Annotated in this window: 23 protein-coding genes; 7 read left to right on the top strand and 16 right to left on the bottom strand. The window is 62.4% G+C overall.

What is annotated here, in order from left to right:
• Position 1 precedes the first annotated feature (1 nt).
• From VKS22_02065 to VKS22_02110, 10 genes are all read right to left on the bottom strand, one after another.
• Positions 2 to 556: a phage protein Gp27 family protein gene (locus VKS22_02065; protein ID HLW69385.1), complete on the bottom strand. Its 555-nt coding sequence runs from the start codon at positions 554 to 556 to the stop codon at positions 2 to 4.
• A gap of 2 nt (positions 557 to 558) precedes the next feature.
• Positions 559 to 876 carry a hypothetical protein gene (locus tag VKS22_02070; GenBank protein HLW69386.1) on the bottom strand — a complete coding sequence of 106 codons (318 nt, stop codon included), beginning with the start codon at positions 874 to 876 and terminating at the stop codon, positions 559 to 561.
• On the bottom strand, positions 873 to 1,226 hold the full coding sequence (locus tag VKS22_02075; protein HLW69387.1) for a hypothetical protein: 354 nt from the start codon (positions 1,224 to 1,226) through the stop codon (positions 873 to 875). The genes VKS22_02070 and VKS22_02075 overlap by 4 nt, the downstream gene beginning before the upstream one ends.
• Before the next feature lie 245 nt (positions 1,227 to 1,471).
• Positions 1,472 to 1,708 carry a hypothetical protein gene (locus VKS22_02080; protein HLW69388.1) on the bottom strand — a complete coding sequence of 79 codons (237 nt, stop codon included), beginning with the start codon at positions 1,706 to 1,708 and terminating at the stop codon, positions 1,472 to 1,474.
• 27 nt (positions 1,709 to 1,735) lie between these two features.
• On the bottom strand, positions 1,736 to 2,059 hold the full coding sequence (locus VKS22_02085) for a hypothetical protein (GenBank protein ID HLW69389.1): 324 nt from the start codon (positions 2,057 to 2,059) through the stop codon (positions 1,736 to 1,738).
• A complete protein-coding gene (locus tag VKS22_02090; protein ID HLW69390.1) occupies positions 2,053 to 2,451 on the bottom strand; it encodes a hypothetical protein in 399 nt (132 codons plus the stop codon). The genes VKS22_02085 and VKS22_02090 overlap by 7 nt, the downstream gene beginning before the upstream one ends.
• Positions 2,452 to 2,502: 51 nt before the next feature.
• Positions 2,503 to 2,817, bottom strand: coding sequence for a hypothetical protein (locus VKS22_02095; protein HLW69391.1), 315 nt, complete (start codon positions 2,815 to 2,817; stop codon positions 2,503 to 2,505).
• Positions 2,818 to 2,885: 68 nt separating this feature from the next.
• Positions 2,886 to 3,437 (bottom strand): glycosyl hydrolase 108 family protein, encoded by a 552-nt coding sequence (locus VKS22_02100; GenBank protein HLW69392.1) that lies wholly within the window; start codon positions 3,435 to 3,437, stop codon positions 2,886 to 2,888.
• 24 nt (positions 3,438 to 3,461) lie between these two features.
• Entirely contained in the window at positions 3,462 to 3,944 is a 483-nt protein-coding gene (locus tag VKS22_02105; protein HLW69393.1) for a hypothetical protein, read from the bottom strand.
• Position 3,945: 1 nt separating this feature from the next.
• Positions 3,946 to 4,323 carry a helix-turn-helix domain-containing protein gene (locus tag VKS22_02110; protein ID HLW69394.1) on the bottom strand — a complete coding sequence of 126 codons (378 nt, stop codon included), beginning with the start codon at positions 4,321 to 4,323 and terminating at the stop codon, positions 3,946 to 3,948.
• A gap of 128 nt (positions 4,324 to 4,451) precedes the next feature.
• On the opposite strand from VKS22_02110, the gene VKS22_02115 reads away from it, so the two are divergent.
• From VKS22_02115 to VKS22_02125, 3 genes are all read left to right on the top strand, one after another.
• The gene (locus tag VKS22_02115) at positions 4,452 to 5,123 is read left to right on the top strand and encodes a S24 family peptidase (GenBank protein ID HLW69395.1); all 672 of its coding nucleotides are present in this window, start codon (positions 4,452 to 4,454) and stop codon (positions 5,121 to 5,123) included.
• 255 nt (positions 5,124 to 5,378) lie between these two features.
• The gene (locus tag VKS22_02120) at positions 5,379 to 6,284 is read left to right on the top strand and encodes a bifunctional 5,10-methylenetetrahydrofolate dehydrogenase/5,10-methenyltetrahydrofolate cyclohydrolase (protein ID HLW69396.1); all 906 of its coding nucleotides are present in this window, start codon (positions 5,379 to 5,381) and stop codon (positions 6,282 to 6,284) included.
• Positions 6,285 to 6,287: 3 nt separating this feature from the next.
• The gene (locus tag VKS22_02125) at positions 6,288 to 8,384 is read left to right on the top strand and encodes an APC family permease (protein HLW69397.1); all 2,097 of its coding nucleotides are present in this window, start codon (positions 6,288 to 6,290) and stop codon (positions 8,382 to 8,384) included.
• A gap of 274 nt (positions 8,385 to 8,658) precedes the next feature.
• On the opposite strand, the gene VKS22_02130 is transcribed toward VKS22_02125, so the two are convergent.
• The 6 genes from VKS22_02130 to dnaE form a co-directional block, all read right to left on the bottom strand.
• Positions 8,659 to 8,871 (bottom strand): hypothetical protein, encoded by a 213-nt coding sequence (locus VKS22_02130; GenBank protein HLW69398.1) that lies wholly within the window; start codon positions 8,869 to 8,871, stop codon positions 8,659 to 8,661.
• Positions 8,872 to 8,935: 64 nt separating this feature from the next.
• Positions 8,936 to 9,505 (bottom strand): HNH endonuclease, encoded by a 570-nt coding sequence (locus VKS22_02135; protein HLW69399.1) that lies wholly within the window; start codon positions 9,503 to 9,505, stop codon positions 8,936 to 8,938.
• Entirely contained in the window at positions 9,498 to 9,623 is a 126-nt protein-coding gene (locus tag VKS22_02140; GenBank protein HLW69400.1) for a hypothetical protein, read from the bottom strand. Before VKS22_02140 ends, VKS22_02135 begins: the two co-directional genes overlap by 8 nt.
• Before the next feature lie 55 nt (positions 9,624 to 9,678).
• A complete protein-coding gene (locus VKS22_02145) occupies positions 9,679 to 10,515 on the bottom strand; it encodes a DUF3883 domain-containing protein (GenBank protein ID HLW69401.1) in 837 nt (278 codons plus the stop codon).
• Positions 10,508 to 11,017 carry a DNA cytosine methyltransferase gene (locus tag VKS22_02150; GenBank protein HLW69402.1) on the bottom strand — a complete coding sequence of 170 codons (510 nt, stop codon included), beginning with the start codon at positions 11,015 to 11,017 and terminating at the stop codon, positions 10,508 to 10,510. Before VKS22_02150 ends, VKS22_02145 begins: the two co-directional genes overlap by 8 nt.
• A gap of 224 nt (positions 11,018 to 11,241) precedes the next feature.
• Entirely contained in the window at positions 11,242 to 14,748 is a 3,507-nt protein-coding gene (gene dnaE / locus VKS22_02155; protein ID HLW69403.1) for a DNA polymerase III subunit alpha, read from the bottom strand.
• Between the two features lie 273 nt (positions 14,749 to 15,021).
• On the opposite strand from dnaE, the gene VKS22_02160 reads away from it, so the two are divergent.
• The 4 genes from VKS22_02160 to VKS22_02175 all read left to right on the top strand — a co-directional run bounded on the left by VKS22_02160 (position 15,022) and on the right by VKS22_02175 (position 18,988).
• Positions 15,022 to 15,462, top strand: coding sequence for a PaaI family thioesterase (locus VKS22_02160; protein ID HLW69404.1), 441 nt, complete (start codon positions 15,022 to 15,024; stop codon positions 15,460 to 15,462).
• A gap of 77 nt (positions 15,463 to 15,539) precedes the next feature.
• Positions 15,540 to 16,583, top strand: coding sequence for a cobalamin-independent methionine synthase II family protein (locus VKS22_02165; GenBank protein HLW69405.1), 1,044 nt, complete (start codon positions 15,540 to 15,542; stop codon positions 16,581 to 16,583).
• A gap of 165 nt (positions 16,584 to 16,748) precedes the next feature.
• Complete coding sequence (locus tag VKS22_02170; protein ID HLW69406.1) at positions 16,749 to 18,593, top strand: carbamoyltransferase; 1,845 nt, start codon at positions 16,749 to 16,751, stop codon at positions 18,591 to 18,593.
• The gene (locus VKS22_02175; GenBank protein ID HLW69407.1) at positions 18,590 to 18,988 is read left to right on the top strand and encodes an SxtJ family membrane protein; all 399 of its coding nucleotides are present in this window, start codon (positions 18,590 to 18,592) and stop codon (positions 18,986 to 18,988) included. The genes VKS22_02170 and VKS22_02175 overlap by 4 nt, the downstream gene beginning before the upstream one ends.

An 18,988-nucleotide genomic window follows, 5' to 3' on the forward strand; every position in this document is an offset into this window, starting at 1 on the left:
CTCACTTCGTAACTTCCAGCAACGCGTTGCGGATCGCCTCGGTCGTCTCCGGCGTCAGCCCCCCACCGTCCTTAGCCACCGCTTCTACCAGCTTCGCTTCGGCCTTCACCGCCCTCGCCTTGAGCAGGACCCGCCACTCTTCAACCGACTTGCGATGCATGATCGTCGCGCGGCTCATCTGCGCCACGCTCGTTGCCAGTGCGCCCAGGTTGATCTGCTTGGCCTTCGCCGGCGTCAGTTCGATCAGCACGGCGAACAGTTGTTGTTGCACCAGCCGCAGCATCGCTTCTGTGATCTGGCAGTCGTCGTCCGGCGCCGCCTCGAGCAACGCCCGCGCCTGCGCCGTCGCCCGCTCCAGCGCCGCCATCTTGCCCTCTAGTTGGTTGCCGTATTTCTGCACCGATTGGCGGCTGATGATGCAGCCCTGGGTTCTTAGCCACGCGCTCAGCTCGGTGTAGCCGCTGAAGTTGCGCTCGACCAGCCGCCGGTCCAGCTCGGCCCGCAGCTCCGGCGCCAGGGTTCTTAAGATTCCTCGTGAAGACATAACCTGCGGCACTCTCACCAGTAGCGCTTCGGCCGCGCCACGCCGGGCGGCGCCGGCGCCGTATACTCAACCAGGTCAACGCCGTCCGCGGTCAGCTTCGCGTACCAGCTCCCGTCGTCTTCCTGCCCCACCTCGGCCAGCTTGAGATCGCTCAAATAGTCCAGCTCGCGCCGCACGCCGGCCGGCCCCAGCCCCAGTCGCAGATCGTCCAGCACCCGCAGGATGATCTCCTCGCCCACTCCGATCGGCCGCCCGGCGTCCAGAATCCGCAAAATCCGCCACCGCGCTTCTTCCCGCTGCCTTTGTCCCATGTCCATAGCTCGTTTACTCATTTCAGCGCCTCTTCCGCGCCGCCCATCCCGCCGCGCTCATATAGCCTTTCGCGCAGTTCTGAGATTTCCATCCGCATCTCTGCACGCAACGCATCGAGCTTCGCCTCGAGCGTATTACTGAACCTAATCCAGTCCTCGCGCCGCACGTAATCCACCGGCAATTGCGCCTTCAGCTTCAGCAACTCGCGCTCGACCGCGTGCGAAAACTCACTCCCGTCGCGGCTCAGCGTCGCGAGTCGATTACCCATTTCCCTCCCGTACTGACCCAGCAGCCAGCGCAACGCCGCCAGGTTAAGCCCGATTAGGGTCACAAAGGCCAGCGCGAAGGTCGCAATCGCATCCCAGTTCAATGACTATTCTCCCAAGACCCAGTCCAGTGTCATCTCTCATTCATCCCGGTAGCAACAGGTCAACCCGTGCTGTCATCGAGCGCGGTGAGCAACGCGAACGCAGTCGAAAGCCTGCCCTGAGCGTAGCCGAAGGGGACCCCGAACAGCTTCGCGCCAGCGAAGCCGGTACTGGTTCCTGCGGGCGCGCCTCCGCGCGATTCGATTTGTTCAATGAATTTCTAACTCGTGACACTGGATTCCGCGCCTCAGTGCTCCGTCGGCTCTGTCGACTCCTTGAGCTTGACTGCGGCCGACATCGCCAGGAGCACCGTCGCCAGCCCAGCCCCATATGCCGCCGCATCCGTCGCGTTAAAATGCCCGTGGCCGAATACCGCCGCCGCCCAAAACACCACGTAGGCGCCGGCCCCCAGGACGCCCACAATCCGCGCGGCGTCATAGGTTATGTTGTCCTTGCCGGTCAGGGCATCCTTCAGCCATTTCATAGTATTCGCGTCCGCTTACCCAATTGACTATTTATGTGCCTGCGTCGCCGCCTGGCCTTGTACCGGCGCCGGCGGCGCCGCGCAGCCCGCAATTAGCGTGTCGCGCTCGCGCACCGCCCCCTTGAGGATTATGACCGTCGCCGCGTAACTCCGGAGCGTCTCCGCCGGGCTTGAGCCCGTGCGCAACGCGCCGATCGGCAGGACCGGCCGCGCCGGCGGCGGCGCCGCGCAATAGACCGGTCGATCGACCGGGATGCGCACCTCGACCGGCTCGGCGGGCGGCAGAAATGGCGGGGCGGACGCGCAGCCTGCAAGCTGGATCAGGATCAGCGGGAGGAGGCGCCTTACCATCGTCCCAGCTCCGGTCCCTGCGCGTCGCCCCATGCAATAGCTCCCATGCAGCCGTCAGGCACAGTTGTGCGGCTGAGCGCCGCCGCTTGCGCCGCCGCCTGCTGCTCAATTTGCGCCCCGCTGCGCGCCGCCGCCACCGCCCGCGCCGCCGCCGCTTGCGTCGCCGCCGCCGCGCGCGCCGTCAAATCTGTTAACGCGGCGTTCTGATGCTCGACCGCGGCTTTCATCGCCTGATTCGTCGCGCTCAATCCGGCCAGCTCGGCCTCCAGCGCAACGCTTTGCCTCCGCGCCGCGTCGCGCTGATGCACCAGCAGGGCGCGATAACCCACTAGCGCCCCGACCAGTGCGATCAGCGCCAGCGGCTTCCACATGCTGCCTATTAGCAACGGCATTGCGACATCGCCTCTTTCCTGCTCAGCCTTCGGCCTGCCTGCCGCGGCCTTCTACTTGCCCGCCGTGATTGCGGCATTGTGCTCGACCGCCGCCGCCACCGTCGCCGCCCCATGATCGTCCACCGCCGCCGCGTGCTTGCTGATCGCCCCGGCCAACTGCTCGATCGCGGCCGCATGATGATCCGTCGCCGCCGCGTGCGCGTTGCCCCTTCCGCTCCCGACCGTATGCTCGAGCCGTCCGAGCCGCGTTTCGAGGCTTTTCAGCAAGGCCGCCGCCTCCGCCTCAAGCTTGCGCCCATACAGCGTCCCCAGCATGAAGCCGCCCAGCGCCGTCACTACGTAACCGCCGATTTCTGCGTAATCCATCTCGCTCTCCTGTAAGCGTTTCTTCAAATGGGCCCGCGCGCCGCGCCGCAGGTAGTTTCGTCACTGATTTATTCGTAGGCCCGTCGCAGCCACCCGGCCAGAAACCGTTCACGCTCCGCCGCCTCCCGGCTGCGCCCAGCCGCGATCTCGCGATAGACTCCCGCCGCCTCCGAACGCAGCGCCGCCAGCAACGCCTCGCCATCCACCGCGGCCGCCGCCGCCCGCGTCGCCGGCCCCAGGACGCCGTCCTCCCCCACCTCGTGCCCGCAGGCCCGCAACGCCCGCTGAACACACCGCGCCGCCGGCTCCGGCCCCAAATTCACCGCCAAATTGAAAAGTTTGCTGCCAATCGCCGCCGGCAGCGCACTGTAGTCGTAGCGCGCCCACCAGTCGCGATAATAAATCGCCGCTGCCGCCGTGCGTGTCAGGCCTGCAATATCCACTTCCGGATACTGCCGCTGGCTGATTCCATACTTGGTCTCGCCGCCGCCATCCGCCGGATCGTCAACCAGCCCGCCCTCATCCCCCAGCACCTGCTCCAGCGCTGCAACAAACGCCGGCGGATAGCTAGTCGCGAGCCCGCTATCTATCTCTCCCGTCGATGACGCTGCTTCACTCACAGTTCGGCAACCTACGCGCAATCGTCAGTCCGCATAAGGGTGAAATGTTTCAGCCCCAGCTGCCCGGACAGTCACCCGGTCGGACCCCGGCTGGTCCTCGGCGGACGCCCCGTCGCGTTCACGCGCGGCCCGCTTGAGCGCCGCGCGCCCAGCCGCCCGTTGCTCCGCCAATACCTGAAACACCCGCCGCCGCGTGCAACCCGCCTCCAGCGCGATCGCATCGATACTCAGCCCGCGCCGCCGCAACTCGTGAATCCGCGCGCGCCGCGACGGCGGCCGCGGCACCTCCACACGATCGCCCCCAAACGTCCGCACCAGTTGCGCCGCCGCCACCGCGCCGATTACCCGGTTCAGCTCCTCCGCCGACGCCGTGCTCAACGGCACGTACAGCCGCGCACCGCCAAACGCCTCAACCAGCTTGCGCGTCGCCTCCTCGCCCACCGCCTCGCGCAGATCCTCGAACAGCGAAGTGCGCCGCTCAGCCCCGTGTCCCGTGCTGCCGATCACCTCAAACCTCCTTGCCGATGTTCGCCGCGCGCGCCGCGCGCAGTCCACACGCCAATCCCTCCACCAGCCGCGCAAACGTCACATCCGCCGCCTGCCGTTGCACGACCGCCCTACACGCATGCATCACGCTCGAATGATCACGCGCGAATGCCAGCCCGATCCGTGGAAACGACGCCCATCTGGCGTGTCGTGTACCGCGATAGGCGCCTTGCGCGCCGCGTTCGCCCGACAAATCCCGGCATAGATACATCGCTACCTGCCGCGCCGTCGCCACCGGCCGCCGCCGGCTGCGCGATAACAGCTCCGCCCGCGTCAGTTGAAAGGCCTGCGCCACCTGTTGCTGAATATCGTCAATTAAGCCGAAATCTCGGGTCCCCATAACTTTTTCTACTTTAGTGAAAGACACCGTTATGCCATACTTAAGGCTCAACTACAGTGTATGAACTTTATCCGTGATAACTCGCGTTGCGTTGTGGATGGGTAAATATATCCCATAGTAGGAGAATTATGTCAACAGACGTAGAGAATGAATTTCGCCGACGCCTCCGCCTGATCATGCAGCAATTCGGCTCAGTGGCTGACTTGGCCAAGGCCGTCGGGGTCTCGGACAACGCAATTTACAAATGGGTCTCAGGACGTGGGCAGCCCAGCATGACGAGTCTAGTCAGCCTTGCTCAGGCCGCCGGAGTTTCGGTTGAATGGCTCGCCACGGGCCATGGCGGCTCAACCAAAGATCAGATGGACATCGCGAAAACCCGCAACGTCTCCGCCCCTGCCGTCGTCTCCCTGCCGCGCGAGGTCGTCGCTCTCGCCGAATCAGTTTCCCAGCTCAGAAGCACCCAAATCGTTGATTACTTGAGCTTTCAGGCCGAATGGTTGCGACGGCAACTCGGAGTCGAGCCCACACAGGTCGCTTTGATCGAAGCGCTCGGCGACGCGATGGCGCCCACGATCGATGAGGGCGACCTTTGCCTGATCGACTTGCGCAGCCCGCGTGTCAGGTATGACGGGCTCTATGCGCTGTACGACGGAGTCGATCTTTCAATCAAACGTCTGCAGCGCGAGCCCGACGGGACGATCACCATTCGCAGCGACAACCCGGCCTATAGCTCGCAGCGGGTGGGCGCCGAAGAAGTCGTGCTGGCCGGGCGCGTCCTGTGGATTGGCGGCAAAGCCTAGCCGTCGATTAACTTTGCGGCGATGGCCCTGAAGATTCCGCTGGTGACAGCGCTTAAACGATCTCGGTTGAGGTTGCCCGACCTGACGCTACGTCGATCCGAATGGCGAAGCTTGACCCTCACATCATCCACGCCTAGCTTAACGAGAGCCGTCGAGGCTTAACGCTGCCCCGCCGCCTTTGTTCGCAGTGCTCACCGCCGGTAAGCTGTCGCCAAGGCCGCTGCATCAAAATCCAATGTCCGTAGTCCAAATCTGATGTCTGCTATAATCATGGACGGCCGCATACTGAGCGCGCGCCTCCAGCCGCAGTTGCGCGCTCATGCGGATGAAATCGTCAAGCACTGCGGCATAACCCCAACCCTTGGTGCAATTTGGGCGGGCGATGATGCGGCGTCGATCCAGTACGTGCGCAACAAGCGACGGATGGCTGAGGACCTTGGCTTCTCGACCGAGATCATAACGATGCCCGCGGCGGCCGCAACCACCGAAAATCTGCTCGCCACCATCCAACGCTTCAACGATGATCCGCGGATCACCGGCATCCTTTTGCAGTTGCCGCTGCCCGCACGCGTCGACACCTTTCGCCTCTTCGACGCGATCGCTCCAGCAAAAGACGTCGACGCCGTCGGCGCGAGCAGTCTCAGCGGCTTCTACCGCGGCGAGTGGGGTCGCTTCATTCCTTGTACACCGCGCGGCGTGCTGACGCTGCTCGAACATCACGCCGTGCCGGTCGACGGGATGCGCGCGGCGGTAATTGGCCGCAGCGATATCGCGGGCAAGCCGCTCGCGCTCATCCTAGGCGGTCGTCTCATGAATGCCACCGTCACCTGGTGCCATCGCCATACGCTGAATCTCGCCGAAATCTGTCGCGACGCCGACCTTCTGGTCTCTTGCGCAGGCGCCGACCTCGGCCCCGATCGTTTCCTCGTTGACGCCGGCATGGTAAAGCCGGGCGCCTGCGTCATCGATGTTGGCTTTCGCCGTATCGCCCCCGGACGCTTTGCCGGCGACGTCGATTTCGCCGCGGTCAGCCAGGTCGCAAAATGGATCACCCCGAATCCTGGCGGCACTGGCCCGATGACGGTCGTCGCCCTCATGCAGAATCTCATCGACGCGGCGCGCTATCGCCTCGGCCTTGAACGCGCCCACTACACAGTGTGAAGCATGGACCCTCGAACCGACGTTACAAGCCATAGCGACTCCGCCCAGACGGCTACCGCCGCGAGCGAGAAACGCACGCTCTCGGCAATCCTGATTGGACCGGCGCGCGACGTCCGTGACCCGCACGTCTTTCACAGCCTCTCGCTGGTGGCCTTCCTGGCCTGGGTTGGGCTGGGCTCCGACGGACTAAGCTCGTCGTGCTACGGTCCGGAAGAAGCCTTTCTCGCGCTGGGGCCGCACAAGTATCTCGCGGTCTTTCTCGCGATGCTCACCGCGCTCACCGTCTTCATCATCTCAGCCTCCTACTCGCAAACCATCGACGAATTCCCCTCCGGCGGCGGTGGTTATCTGGTCGCAACCAAATTGCTGGGCCCGCGCGCCGGCCTCACCTCAGGCGCCGCTCTGGTAATCGACTACGTCCTCACCATCTCGATTTCGATCGCGAGCGGGGCCGACGCCATCTTCAGCTTCCTGCCCGTCGGATGGCTCCCCTACAAATTTTGGATCTGCGTCTTCGTCGTCATCATTCTAATCGGGATGAATCTGCGCGGTGTCAAAGAGTCGGTCTTGATCCTGCTGCCGATTTTCATTGCTTTCGTGATTACGCACGTCTGGCTGATAGCTTATGCGCTGATCGTTAAAGCTCCCGTGCTGCCACATGTCACTGCCGACGCGATGCATCAGGTGCGCGAAGGCATCCACGGCATCGGCTTCGTCGCCCTCGCGATCATCTTCCTGCGCGCCTACAGCCTCGGCGGCGGCACCTACACCGGTATCGAGGCGGTCAGCAACGGCCTGCCCATCCTGCGCGAGCCGCGCACCGTCACCGGCAAGCACACCATGATCTATATGTCGATCTCGCTGGCCTTCGTCGCTGGCGGGATCCTGTTTGGATATATGCTCTATGATGTCGGCCCGGTGCACGGCGAGACCCTCAACGCTGTGCTCTTTGAGCGGATGGCCACGCATTGGCATCTCGGCCGCCTCGCGGTCGGCCGCCCGATCATCACCTTCACGCTGCTCACCGAAGGCGCTCTGCTCTTCGTCGCCGCGCAGACCGGTTTCGTCGATGGTCCCCGCGTGCTCGCCACGATGGCGACTGATCGCTGGCTGCCGCGGCGTTTTTCCAACTTGAGCGCCCGGTTGGTGACGCAGGACGGCGTGCTCGCGATCGGCCTGGCGGCTGGCGTCATCCTGGTCGGCACCCACGCCAACGTCGATCTGCTGGTGGTGCTCTACGCGATCAACGTCTTCGTCACCTTCACGCTCTCGCAGCTCGGGATGACGGTGCATTGGTGGACGGCGCGCAAGACCGAGCCGCACTGGATGCATAAAATTGCTATCAACGGCATTGGCTGCGCCTTCACCGGCCTCATTCTGATTCTCACCGTGACCCTCAAATTCAACCAGGGCGGGTGGGTTACGATCGTGATGACCGGCGGGCTGATCGCGGTCTGCTACGCCGTGCGGATGCACTATGACCGCGTGCGCAAGGCCATCGCCCAACTCGAAGCCGACATCCTGCCGGAAATCTTCGCCGCCGACGAAAAACCGCCCGCCGAGCGCGACCCCAACGCGCCCACCGCGGTCATCCTGGTTAATGGTTTCAACGGCCTTGGGCTCGCGACTTTGACGACGATTCAGCGGCTGTTCGGTGCGCAGTTCCGCAATGTCGTTTTTCTCGGCGTCGCAGAGGTTGACTCGTCGCAGCTCAAGGGACCAGAGGAGGTCAAGGACCTCGAGCAGCATCTCGCCGACGACTTGGTCGAGTATTGCCGCTTCGCCGCCGACCTCGGCTTCTATCCCGAACTGCGCGCCGGCATTGGTCCTGACGTCGTGATCGAGCTCAACCGTCTCGCGCTTGGAGTTGCGCGCGAGTTCCCGCACTCGGTCTTTTTTGCCGGCAAACTGGTCTTCACCGGCGAGCTCGACGGCTATATCAGCCGCTTCCTGCACAATCACACGGCGCTCGAATTGCAGAACCGCCTGCAGGCCAACGGCCTCAGCCTGGTCATCCTGCCGGTGCGCGTGATGGCCTCCCACCCCCCGCCCAAAGTCGCCCTCGCAACTCCCTCCCCCGCCCCCGCAATCAACGCCTAACCGATACGCAGTGTCGTTAGGTGGATTCGTCCCTAATAGGCAAATTGTGTCATCCTGAGCGAGCGGTACGCTGATCGAAACCTGGATTCTGTACACGAGTCCAAATCGCACTCGCTAAACTGCGACCTCACTCCTCCTCGTTGGTATTATCGAAGAAAGAGGCTAAGCCGTTCGGCCAAACGCTCTTCGTCTTTAGTCTGACATTCCCATATTACCAGCGCCCGCCAACCCCTGTCTTTTGACGGCGGTAAGCTGTTCGGCGTCTCTGCTCTTGTTACGTGCCAACTTTCGCCGCCAAAACACGACATTCGATTGCAGCGCACTTGCCCGCGCCCAACCCTTGTGGCGATGCCAAAAACAGCCGTGGACAAAAATTACGCAGCGACGGGAACGGGAAAACGAGATCCGGTGTTCTCAGCAGGCTGCGATCATGCAGCTTGTAACGATAGCCCATGCTGCGGGTCAGGTGTCGAACAATCAGCTCCACCTGGTGTCTTTGGCGTGCACCGCCCGCATATTAGCGCTGCGACGTTTGCGCGAGATCTTATCCGTCATTCACTTCCGAATTTCTTGCGAAGCCACTCATGCACGGCACGCTGTTCAACGATACCCGCTCGTCCTAATTGAGACAGAAGCCAGATCGCAGTGGGCTTTTCGGTGGTGATGTTCTTCGCGCCCTGATTGCAGGTCGAACACAACGCGCGAAGATTTGAAAGTTCATTTTTCCCGCCCAAGCTTTTGTCTTTGATATGGCCGAGATGCAAGCGGACCGTCCGCCCGGTTGCCGGGTCGATGTCACCGGGAGTAAGACCGCACATTTGGCAAGTGAAACCATTGCGATCGAGGACTTCAGCGCGGAGTTTTGCCGAGATGCCGCGCGCAAATCCCACCAAAGCTTTTGCCGGAGGCTTTTCCTTGAGGAGATACTGACCCGGCGTGAGCTCGACAGAATCATTGTGGGTGAGGATGGGCCAGCCTTGCTCGCGCAATTCGCGCACGCGCCGGGCCCATTCGCTGACGTCTGTTCCCGCGGCGTCGCGAAGCTGAATGGAACTGATAACTTGTCCAATGTGCGCGAGCAGGAATCGCCTAATTCGCTCTTTTGAGCCCGGTTTACGCACCCCGGCGCGCCTTTGCCGCTTCCCGTCCGTCGAGGGCGAGATAACCCAGTAGTTGTTGGCCCATAAACCGGGTATAGACCGGTGGAATTGACTCGTTGATTTCATTCTTGATCATCATCCCAATTTGCGCTGGCAGAGAAGGGTAAGGGCACGTCATACCTTTCCAGCGGTTTTCAGAAGGATGCGCGCCAAGTGTCGGGGCTGAGATTAACCGCATTCTCCAACGGCGGGGCGATAGTAAAGATGCGGCGTTCTGTAGCGAAGAGGTGAACACGATAGATGCGCCAGTCGGCGGGGCGCTCATTTGCCAAATCGCGCTCGTTGCGGGTCAGGAAAAAAGGCGTCCGTGCTGATCCATTCGTGGTCTTAACTTCCAGCAGGCGATCACGGCCGCCAGGATCGAACGACAGAACATCATAACCTGCGCCGTCGCCGTCTTCAGCTGCAGTCCAGCGGATCCGGCTGGCGAGGTCTGGACGGCCGGCTTCTGTAAGCCGCTGCCGCTCTATCGCGAGAACAAATTCTTCGCCCGCGCGGCCGAGGGAACGGTTGCGGTGGTCCCGCTCGACAGCATCGAATTTGCGGATGAGACGGCGGAGTGGTCCCGGCTTCGTTTCATCGGCGGATGTGAGCGCGGGCGGATCGACAAAGATTCGGGCAGGGGACGGGGTAACCACCAGCGGTAAAGCTGGGAGTGGCTCAAGAATCGCCGCGTGGTTCGTCAGGTAGCGGTCGATCGCGGCGAAGATGGCGTTCTGATAATTCCTCTTGGGCTTGTAGCCTGGAATCCAAGGCATGCCTAATTCATCGAGCACGGCCGAGATGTTCTGGTGCTTGAATTCAACAGAGCGGTGGGTTCTGCCAATCCGGGCCATGAGGGCTTGGTTATGGCTCGATTTAACATATGGTTGTCCGGAGAGTTCAGCAGCGAGCATGTCGAAGTAATCCGCTACGATGGCGTCCAATTCGTCATCATGCCAATGCGTGCCGACTTTCGCTTCGTCAGCCATGCCGCGAATAAGAAGGACCAGCCGGACTGTAGAAGTGGGTCTGGCTGGACGTTCCGTGGTTTTGCGAAAGAAACCGCGTCACAGCTTTCATCGCGGCGCGTGAATCCTTAAGTTCACATTCCCATATGACGGCACATTTCCAGCCCTGCCGTTTCCGGGCAGCCTGAGCCATGGTGTCGCACTGGCAGTAGGGAAGTCCGGTGCAAACAAGCATCGTTCGAACCGGTTCAATCAGTCGCGGCCACGCGTGACCGTTGCCGTCTCGCTTCACAAGGTCCGAGTAGGATTGACACGGTGGAGATGCGTGAACCGCGTCGAAGGATGCGATAAATTCCGGATTGAGCGCGAGAGCGTCAGCTTGAATGAACTCGAACGGATAGTTGGATTGGGGCTCAATATCCACGCCCACAATCTCGAAACCGGCTCTGCTATACCCGACGCCTGCGCCGCCCGCGCAACAGAATAAATCGAGAAGTCTGAACTTCCGTCCGCCCTCCTTCATCAAAATCGGCTCCCTTGCACCTGACCGTCAGGAATCTTAGCCATTGGCTCACGATAACGGAACCGCTTGCTTTCTGCGCTCCGAAGCTTTGCGCGCGTTCCAGCGGAAATCAAATTCCGCAACGTAGCTATGGGGGTGTTTTCGGCTGACCTTATGGAAAGTGTCATAGATGTCACGCTTTGTACTTACACGTGGCATCCCTAATTCAGCGGAAATTTACGCTGTCACCGCAGTTGCACCGAGTCTGCGGAAAGCAGCTCACTGATTTCGGCGACGAACGCCTCGGTCGGGGCAATGCGGTAGTCGTCGCCGAGGAGAAACACCGCCTCGTTGCCGTCATCCAGCCCCAGATGAAGATAGGTGATCGACTGGCCGCGATAGCGGCGGAGTAAATCCTTCAGGCGCTCGAGGTCGCCGTTGACCAATTGCGCGCGTGGCGCGCGGATGCGGACTTCGCGCACGGCCTCGGTCAGCGCGAGATTGAGTGGGACCAATTCATCCAGAATAAGCTGCGCGCGCTCGTCGCCGACATCGAGCTTGCCCTTGGCCACTACCGGCTCGTTGCCGCTGATGATCGCTTCGTACTTCTGGTAGGCCTCGGGCCAGACGATACACTCCGCCACGCCCTCGCGATCTTCGAGCGAGAAAGTCGCGTAGCGCTTGCCCGCCTTGTTATTCTTGAGCTTGACCGCCTGCACCACACCTGCGAGTTGCACTTTGCTGCCGTCAGGCGCGTTGGGGAGATCGGCGGTTGTCAGTTTGCCGAGGCGGCGCAGCTCGCGTTCGTATTTGTCGAGCGGATGAGCGGTGATGTAAAAACCCAGCGTCTCTTTTTCGTACTCAAGCAGCTCCTTCTGCGGCCATTCCGCCACCGCAGCGCGCGGCATTAGCGCGGGCGGCTCGTTGCTCTTGCCGAAGAGACTGATCTGATTCTTGACAGCGTCGTCCTGCGCCCGCTGGGCGAGCTTCAAGGCATCGTCCACCTGGGCGGCGAGCGCCGCCCGTGCGATCCCGATGAAATCCAGCGCGCCGCATTTGATCAGGGCTTCGAGCACGCGCCGATTCAGCAGTTGTGCGCCGACCCGCAGACAGAAGTCCGCGAGCGACTTGAATTCGCCGCCGCCGCGCTCGCGCACCGCGATAATCTCCTCGCCCGACTTGGCGCCGACGCCCCGAATCGCACCGAGACCGAACCGGATCGCCTCGCCGCTGACGGTGAATTTCACACGGCTCTGATTAACGTCGGGCGGCAGCACCCGAACCCGCATCTCGCGCAGCGCAGCGATATTTTTGTAGGTCTTGTCGGTCTCGTCCATGTCGAGCGACATCAGCGCCGCCATGAACTCGCGCGGGAAATGGGCCTTGAGATAGGCCGTCGTGTACGAGGTCAGCGCATAGGCCGCGGCGTGCGAGCGGTTGAAGCCGTAGGATGCGAAGGTCGCGATCTTCTCGAAGATTGCGATCGCCTGGGCTTTATCGACGCCATTCTTCACCGCGCCCGCGATAAAATGCTCGCGCTCCTTTTCCATCACGGCGATCGACTTCTTGCCCATCGCGGCGCGCAGAATGTCGGCTTCCTCCAGCGTGTAGCCGGCCAACGCCTGCGCCGCGCGCATCACCTGCTCCTGGTAGATGATCACGCCGTAGGTGTCGCGCAGCACCGGCTCAAGCAGCGGATGGTCGTACTCGACCGGCTCCTTGCCCTGCTTGCGCCGGATGAAGGGATCGACCATGCCGGCGTCGAGCGTGCCGGGGCGAAAGAGCGAAATCGCCGCGATCACGTCCTCGAAACACGAGGGTTTGAGGTCGCTGAGAAAGCGCCGCATGCCGGAGCCTTCGAGCTGAAACACCCCGACCGTGTCGCCGCGCGCGATTAGTTTGTAACTCTCGGCGTCGTCGAGATTGAGGCGGTTCAGATCGGGCGGCACGGCGCCGCCGGCCGCGATCAGATCCAGCGTGTCCTTGATCAGGGTCAGATTCTTGAGCGCGAGGAAATCGAACTTGATCAGGCCGATCTCCTCGACGCCCTTCATGGAGTATTGCGTGATCGCGATCGGATTCTCGTGACGTTCCTTGTCCACGTACAGCGGCACGAGGTCGCGCAGCGGCGCGTCGGCAATCACGACCCCGGCCGCGTGGCGCGAGGCGTGGCGCAGCAGCCCTTCGAGCTTGAAGGCGTAATCAAACAGGTCGCGATACTTTTCGCGCTCGGCCTTGAGCCGCGGCTCCATCTCGAGGGCGTCGGCCAGCGGAAAATCGCGACCCTGCTTGGGCGCCGGATAGAGCTTGACGATACGATCGGTCTCCGCGAACGACAGCCCGAGCACGCGCCCGACGTCGCGAATCGCCTGCTTACCCTTGATCGTTCCGAACGTGATGATCTGCGCGACGCGATCGTCGCCATACTTCTTGCGCACGTAGGCCAGCACTTCGTCGCGCCGCTCGAAGCAGAAATCCACGTCGATATCCGGCATTGAGCGGCGCCCCGGATTGAGCCAGCGCTCGAACAACAGCTTGTGCTCGATCGGATCGACTTCCGTGATACGCAGGGCATATGAGACCAGGCTGCCGACGACCGAGCCGCGGCCGGGTCCGACCGGAATTCCGAGCCCGCGCGCATAATCGATGAAGTCGGCGACGATCAGCATATAGCCGGAGAAGCCCATCTCGCGGATTACCGGCAATTCGCGATCGATCCGCTCTGCGTAGGCGGCGTCCTCGAACTCACCGCGCCGCGCATGCAACTCCGCAAGACGCTCCGCCAAACCGGAGCGCACGCGCTCTTCGAGTAGCGCATCGAGATCGTTACTGAGCGCAGGCGCCGTAGGCGCCGCCACCTCGGCGTCCGCATCGCGATAGTTGGGATCGAAGATTGGAAAGTGAAACTTGCCGAATTCGAACTCGAAATCGACCTGATTCGCGATCGCCACGGTGTTGCGAATCTCTTCCGAATCGGCGCCAAACGCCGCGATCATCTCTTCGGGCGTCTTGACGTAGAGCTCGTCGGTGTCGAAGCGCCAGCGGCTTTCGTCGGCGAGGGTCTTGCCGGTCTGGATACACAGCAGGACCTCGTGCGCTTTGGCGTCGTCGCGATGGAGATAATGACAATCGTTGGTGGCGACCAGCGGAATCCCGGCCGTGCGGCCGATCTCGCGCAACGCCTCATTGAGCGGGCCGTGCAAAGCGTTATCCTGCAATTCGAGATAGAAACGACCCGGGAAAGTACGTGCGTACCATTCGGCGGCTTCGCGCGCCTTGTCGAGCCGGCCGCCGCGAAGGGCGCGTGCGACTTCCCCGCTCAGACATCCCGAGAGCACGATCAGCCCTTCGGAATTTTCCGCCAGAATTTCCTTGTCGATGCGCGGCTTGTAGTAGAGCCCTTCCTGGTAAGCCGCCGTCAGCAGGCGACACAGATTCCGATAGCCCGCGCGCGATTGCGCCAGCAAAATCAGATGGAAGTTGCTGCCACCTTCGACGTCGTCGCCGCGCTGCGTCTGTGAGCGATCGCTGCGTTTGCCCGGCGCGAGATAGGCCTCGCATCCGATAATCGGTTTGACGCCGTTCTGGCGCGCTTTTTGAAAAAATTCGACAGCGCCGAACATATTGCCATGATCAGTCATCGCGATCGCGGGCATCCCGGAGCTTTTGACGTGCTCGAAGAGCGGCGCGATCTTGTTGGCGCCGTCGAGCAGGCTGTACTGCGTATGCACGTGCAGATGTACGAAACTCATCTCCGAAACCTCCGACCCCGCTTCCGCCCCGACGTCTATGACGCGCGCACCCGCACCGGTCCCCGATGCCGTCATTGTAGCGCAGTGACCGCGGACGCGCGTGCGCGCGCCGCGTCTCCGCGCACAGGCGGGCTGTTGAAAACCCCCTCGGGGTTTTCAACAGCCCGCCTTCCCCCCTCCCACCGCAACCGCGCCGCGCGACCAGCGCGCGGCGCACCACCCCACCGCCTCCAGTGTTGCGGGCCGTTCCGCCCCGCAACACTGGAGGCGATCGTGTCAATCGCGCACAATCTCCTGATGACGAAGGCTCCGCGCGAAGAATTCCCGGCGCTCGCGACGCTCGAGGACGGCCCCTTCTCGATCCTGCTCGGACTCAAGGTCGAGCAGGCCGCGGCGGGCCGCGTGACCGTGCGGATGCCGTTTAATCTCCAGCTGCTCAACTTCGGGCCGCCCGATGTCCCGATTCATGGCGGCGCAATCGCGACGCTGGCTGATTTCGCCGCCTGCGCCGCGGTCTGGACCTTGCCCCAGACCCGCAGCAGCGCGACCATTTCGATGACCGTGAACTACACCGCGCCGGGGGTCCGGAGCGATCTCCTCGCCTGCGCGACGGTGCGACGCGCGGGGCGTCGGGTCGCGAGCCTCAATGTCGAGATTCGCGACGACGCTCAAAGCCTCGTCGCCGACGCCCTCATCACCTACAAGATTGCCTGATCGCTAACTCCGCGTTTGGTTTTTCAAGGCAAAAGTTCGAGAATGTTTCTCACGACTGCCCATCCGGAGAGAGACCAATGAGCGGAGCGATGCTGATTCCAACGACTGTTGTCGGAAGCTATCCGCAACCCGATTGGCTGGTCGATCGCGAAAATCTGAAAAAGCGCGTGCCCGCACGAGTGCGCGCCACCGAGCTCTGGCGCGTGCCCGAGCCTTGGCTCGAGCAGGCGCAGGACGATGCGACTCTGCTCGCGATCCGCGAGATGGAGCGGGCAGGCGTCGACATTATTTCCGACGGCGAGATGCGCCGCGAAAGCTATTCCAACCGCTTCGCCAACGCGCTCGGCGGCATCGACCGCGAGCGCCTGGGTCAAGGCGTAAATCGCCGCGGTGGGCCCGACGTCGTGCCGCTGGTCTCCGGACCGATCCGCCGCGAAGCGCCGGTCGAAGTGCGCGACTTATCGTTCCTCCGCGCCAATACGGATCGCCAGGTCAAAATCACCCTGCCGGGTCCCTTCACGATGGCGCGCCAGGCCGAAAACGGCTTCTATCCTACTGAGGAAGCGCTTGCGATGGCCTATGCCGACGCCGTCAATCGCGAGGTCAAGGATCTCTTTGCCGCCGGCGCCGACGTCGTTCAGCTCGACGAACCCTATATGGATTCTTTTCCCGATCAGGCGCGCAGCTACGCCGTCAAGGCGATCAACCGTGCGCTCGAGGGCGTTGCGGGCGCGACCGTCGTGCATATCTGCTTCGGCTACGGCCACTATGTCAGAAAGAAGAATTCGCCTTATGCTTTTCTGCGCGAGCTCGACGGCTGCGTCGCCGATCAGATTTCGATCGAGGCGGCGCAACCCCAGCTTGACCTCGCGATCCTCAAGGAGCTGCCGTCGAAGGTGATTATCCTCGGCGTATTGGATCTCGCCGACCGTACCGTCGAATCCGCCGAGACCGTGGCGCAGCGGCTCCGCACGGCACTCGCGATTTTGCCGCCGGAACGGCTGATCGCGGCGCCGGACTGCGGCATGAAGTATCTGCCGCGCGAGGTCGCCTTCGGCAAGTTGCAGGCGATGGTCGCCGGCGCACGAATCGTTCGGGAGGAGCTGCAGGGGCGCCACTAACACTAGCGGAGCGCGGCTGCCGCGTGGTGCGAGCAGACGAGTCTCTACCTACGCCGCGCGAGCAGACTCCGCCACCCCTCGGAATTGCGTTAAAGTTCGTCGTCCGCGGAGCGCCGGCAATCAGATATATACTTCAGTGTCCGCGCCATCGTTCCACGACACTAAATGAATCTCATCGGTATCTCAGCCTATTACCATGACAGCGCCGCCGCCCTCATCCGCGACGGCGAAATCATCGCCGCCGCGCAGGAAGAACGCTTCTCGCGCAAAAAGCACGACCCCGGCTTTCCGGCCGGCGCTCTGGCCTATTGCCTGCGCGCGGGCGGAATTACTTTGCGCGAGGTTGACGAAGTCGTCTTTTACGACAAGCCGTTGCTCAAGTTCGGACGCCTGCTCGAGACTTACCTCGCCAGCGCACCGCGCGGGCGCGCCTCGTTCGTGGCTGCGATGCCAGTGTGGCTCAAGGAGAAGCTCTACTTAAAATCGCTGCTGCGCCGCCATCTTTCGGAGATCGCCGGCTTGACCGCCCGCGCGGTTCCGCCGCTGCGCTTCACCCAGCATCATCAGGCCCACGCCGCCTCGGCTTTTTTTCCGAGTCCGTTCGCGCGCGCAGGCGTGCTTTGCCTCGACGGCGTCGGCGAATGGGCCACCACCTCGATCTGGCTCGGCGAGGGCAACCGCCTCGAGCCCCAATGGGAAATCGAGTTTCCCCATTCGCTCGGCCTGCTCTACTCGGCCTTCACTTACTACACCGGCTTCAAAGTCAATTCGGGCGAGTACAAAGTGATGGGGTTGGCGCCGTATGGCGAGCCGAAATATGTGCAACTCATCCTCGACAATCTGATCGACCTCAAGCTCGACGGCAGCTTTCGCCTCAATCCTGATTACTTCAATTATGCGACCGGCCTCACGATGACCAACGATGCCTTCGCCCGCCTCTTCGGCGGACCGCCGCGCCAGCCCGAGGCCCGGCTCACCCAGCATGAGATGGATTTGGCGCGCTCAATCCAGGAGGTCACCGAGGAAGTCGTCCTGCGCCTCGCCCGCACCGTGCGCGATGAGCTCGCGGTTGACTATCTCTGTATGGCCGGCGGCGTCGCGCTCAACTGTGTGGCGAATGGGCGGGTGCTACGTGAGAGCGGGCTGCGCGATCTCTGGGTTCAGCCCGCGGCGGGCGATGCCGGCGGCGCGATCGGCGCAGCCCTCTCCGCCTGGCACGAATACCATGGCCGGCCGCGCCTCGCCGCGGGCGATTGCATGAGCGGCAGCTACCTCGGTCCGACCTTTAACTCTCACGAGATTCGCAGCCTCCTCGATTTCGTCGGCGCGCGCTACGAATGCACCACCGAAGACGACTTGCTCGCCCGCGTCGCGGCGCTTCTCGCAGACGAAAAGGTCATCGGCTGGTTTCAGGGCCGCATGGAATTCGGCCCGCGCGCGCTCGGCAATCGCTCGATTATCGGTGATGCCCGCAGTCCGCGGATGCAATCCGTCATGAATCTCAAAATCAAGTACCGTGAATCCTTTCGCCCCTTTGCCCCCGCGGTCCTCGCCGAGCGCGTCGGCGACTACTTCGAGCTCGATCGTCCCAGCCCCTATATGATGATTGTCGCGCCGCTACGCCGCGAGCTGCGGATTAAGGAAAGCCGCGGCGCCACCGAACTCTTCGGGATCAACAAGCTCAACCTGCCACGCTCAACGCTCCCTGCGATAACTCACGTAGATTATTCCGCGCGCGTCCAGACCGTTCATCGCGAGACCAATCCGCGCTTTCACCAACTGCTCGAAAAATTCGCCGCACTTACCGGCGCCGCGGTCCTCGTCAATACTTCCTTCAACGTCCGCGGCGAGCCGATAGTCTGCACCCCCGCCGACGCCTACCGCTGTTTTATGCGCACCGAAATGGACTACCTCGCGATCGGGAATTTCATTTTGGATAAAGCCGCGCAGCCCCGGTTATCCCCAAGCGCTGATCACGAAGCCTGGAAGAAGGAGTTCGCGCTCGATTGAAGCCGCAGCCGCGCGCCGCCGAATTGCGCAACTTCGGCCTTATCGTCGGCGCGATCTTCGCCGCGCTCTTCGGGCTTTTGCGCCCTTGGCTCCATCACACCCGAACGCCCCTCTGGCCGTGGCTTCTGGCCGCCCTCCTGATCGGCTGTGCTCTCATAGCGCCCCGGCTCCTCTATTACCCCCACCTGGTTTGGGATCGCCTGGGCAAGGCCTTGGGTTGGGTCAACTCGCGGATCGTGCTGAATCTGATCTTTTTCCTGGTCTTTGTGCCCGCCGGGCTGATCGCCCGCGCCCTGAAATGGGATCGCCTAAATAAAACCTTTGAACCCGCGCGGCAAAGCTATAGAATTCCCAGCAAACGCCGACCGGCAAGTTCGATGGAGAAGCCCTACTGA

This window comes from Candidatus Binataceae bacterium (genome assembly GCA_035308025.1).
Lineage (GTDB): Bacteria > Desulfobacterota > Binatia > Binatales > Binataceae > JAJPHI01.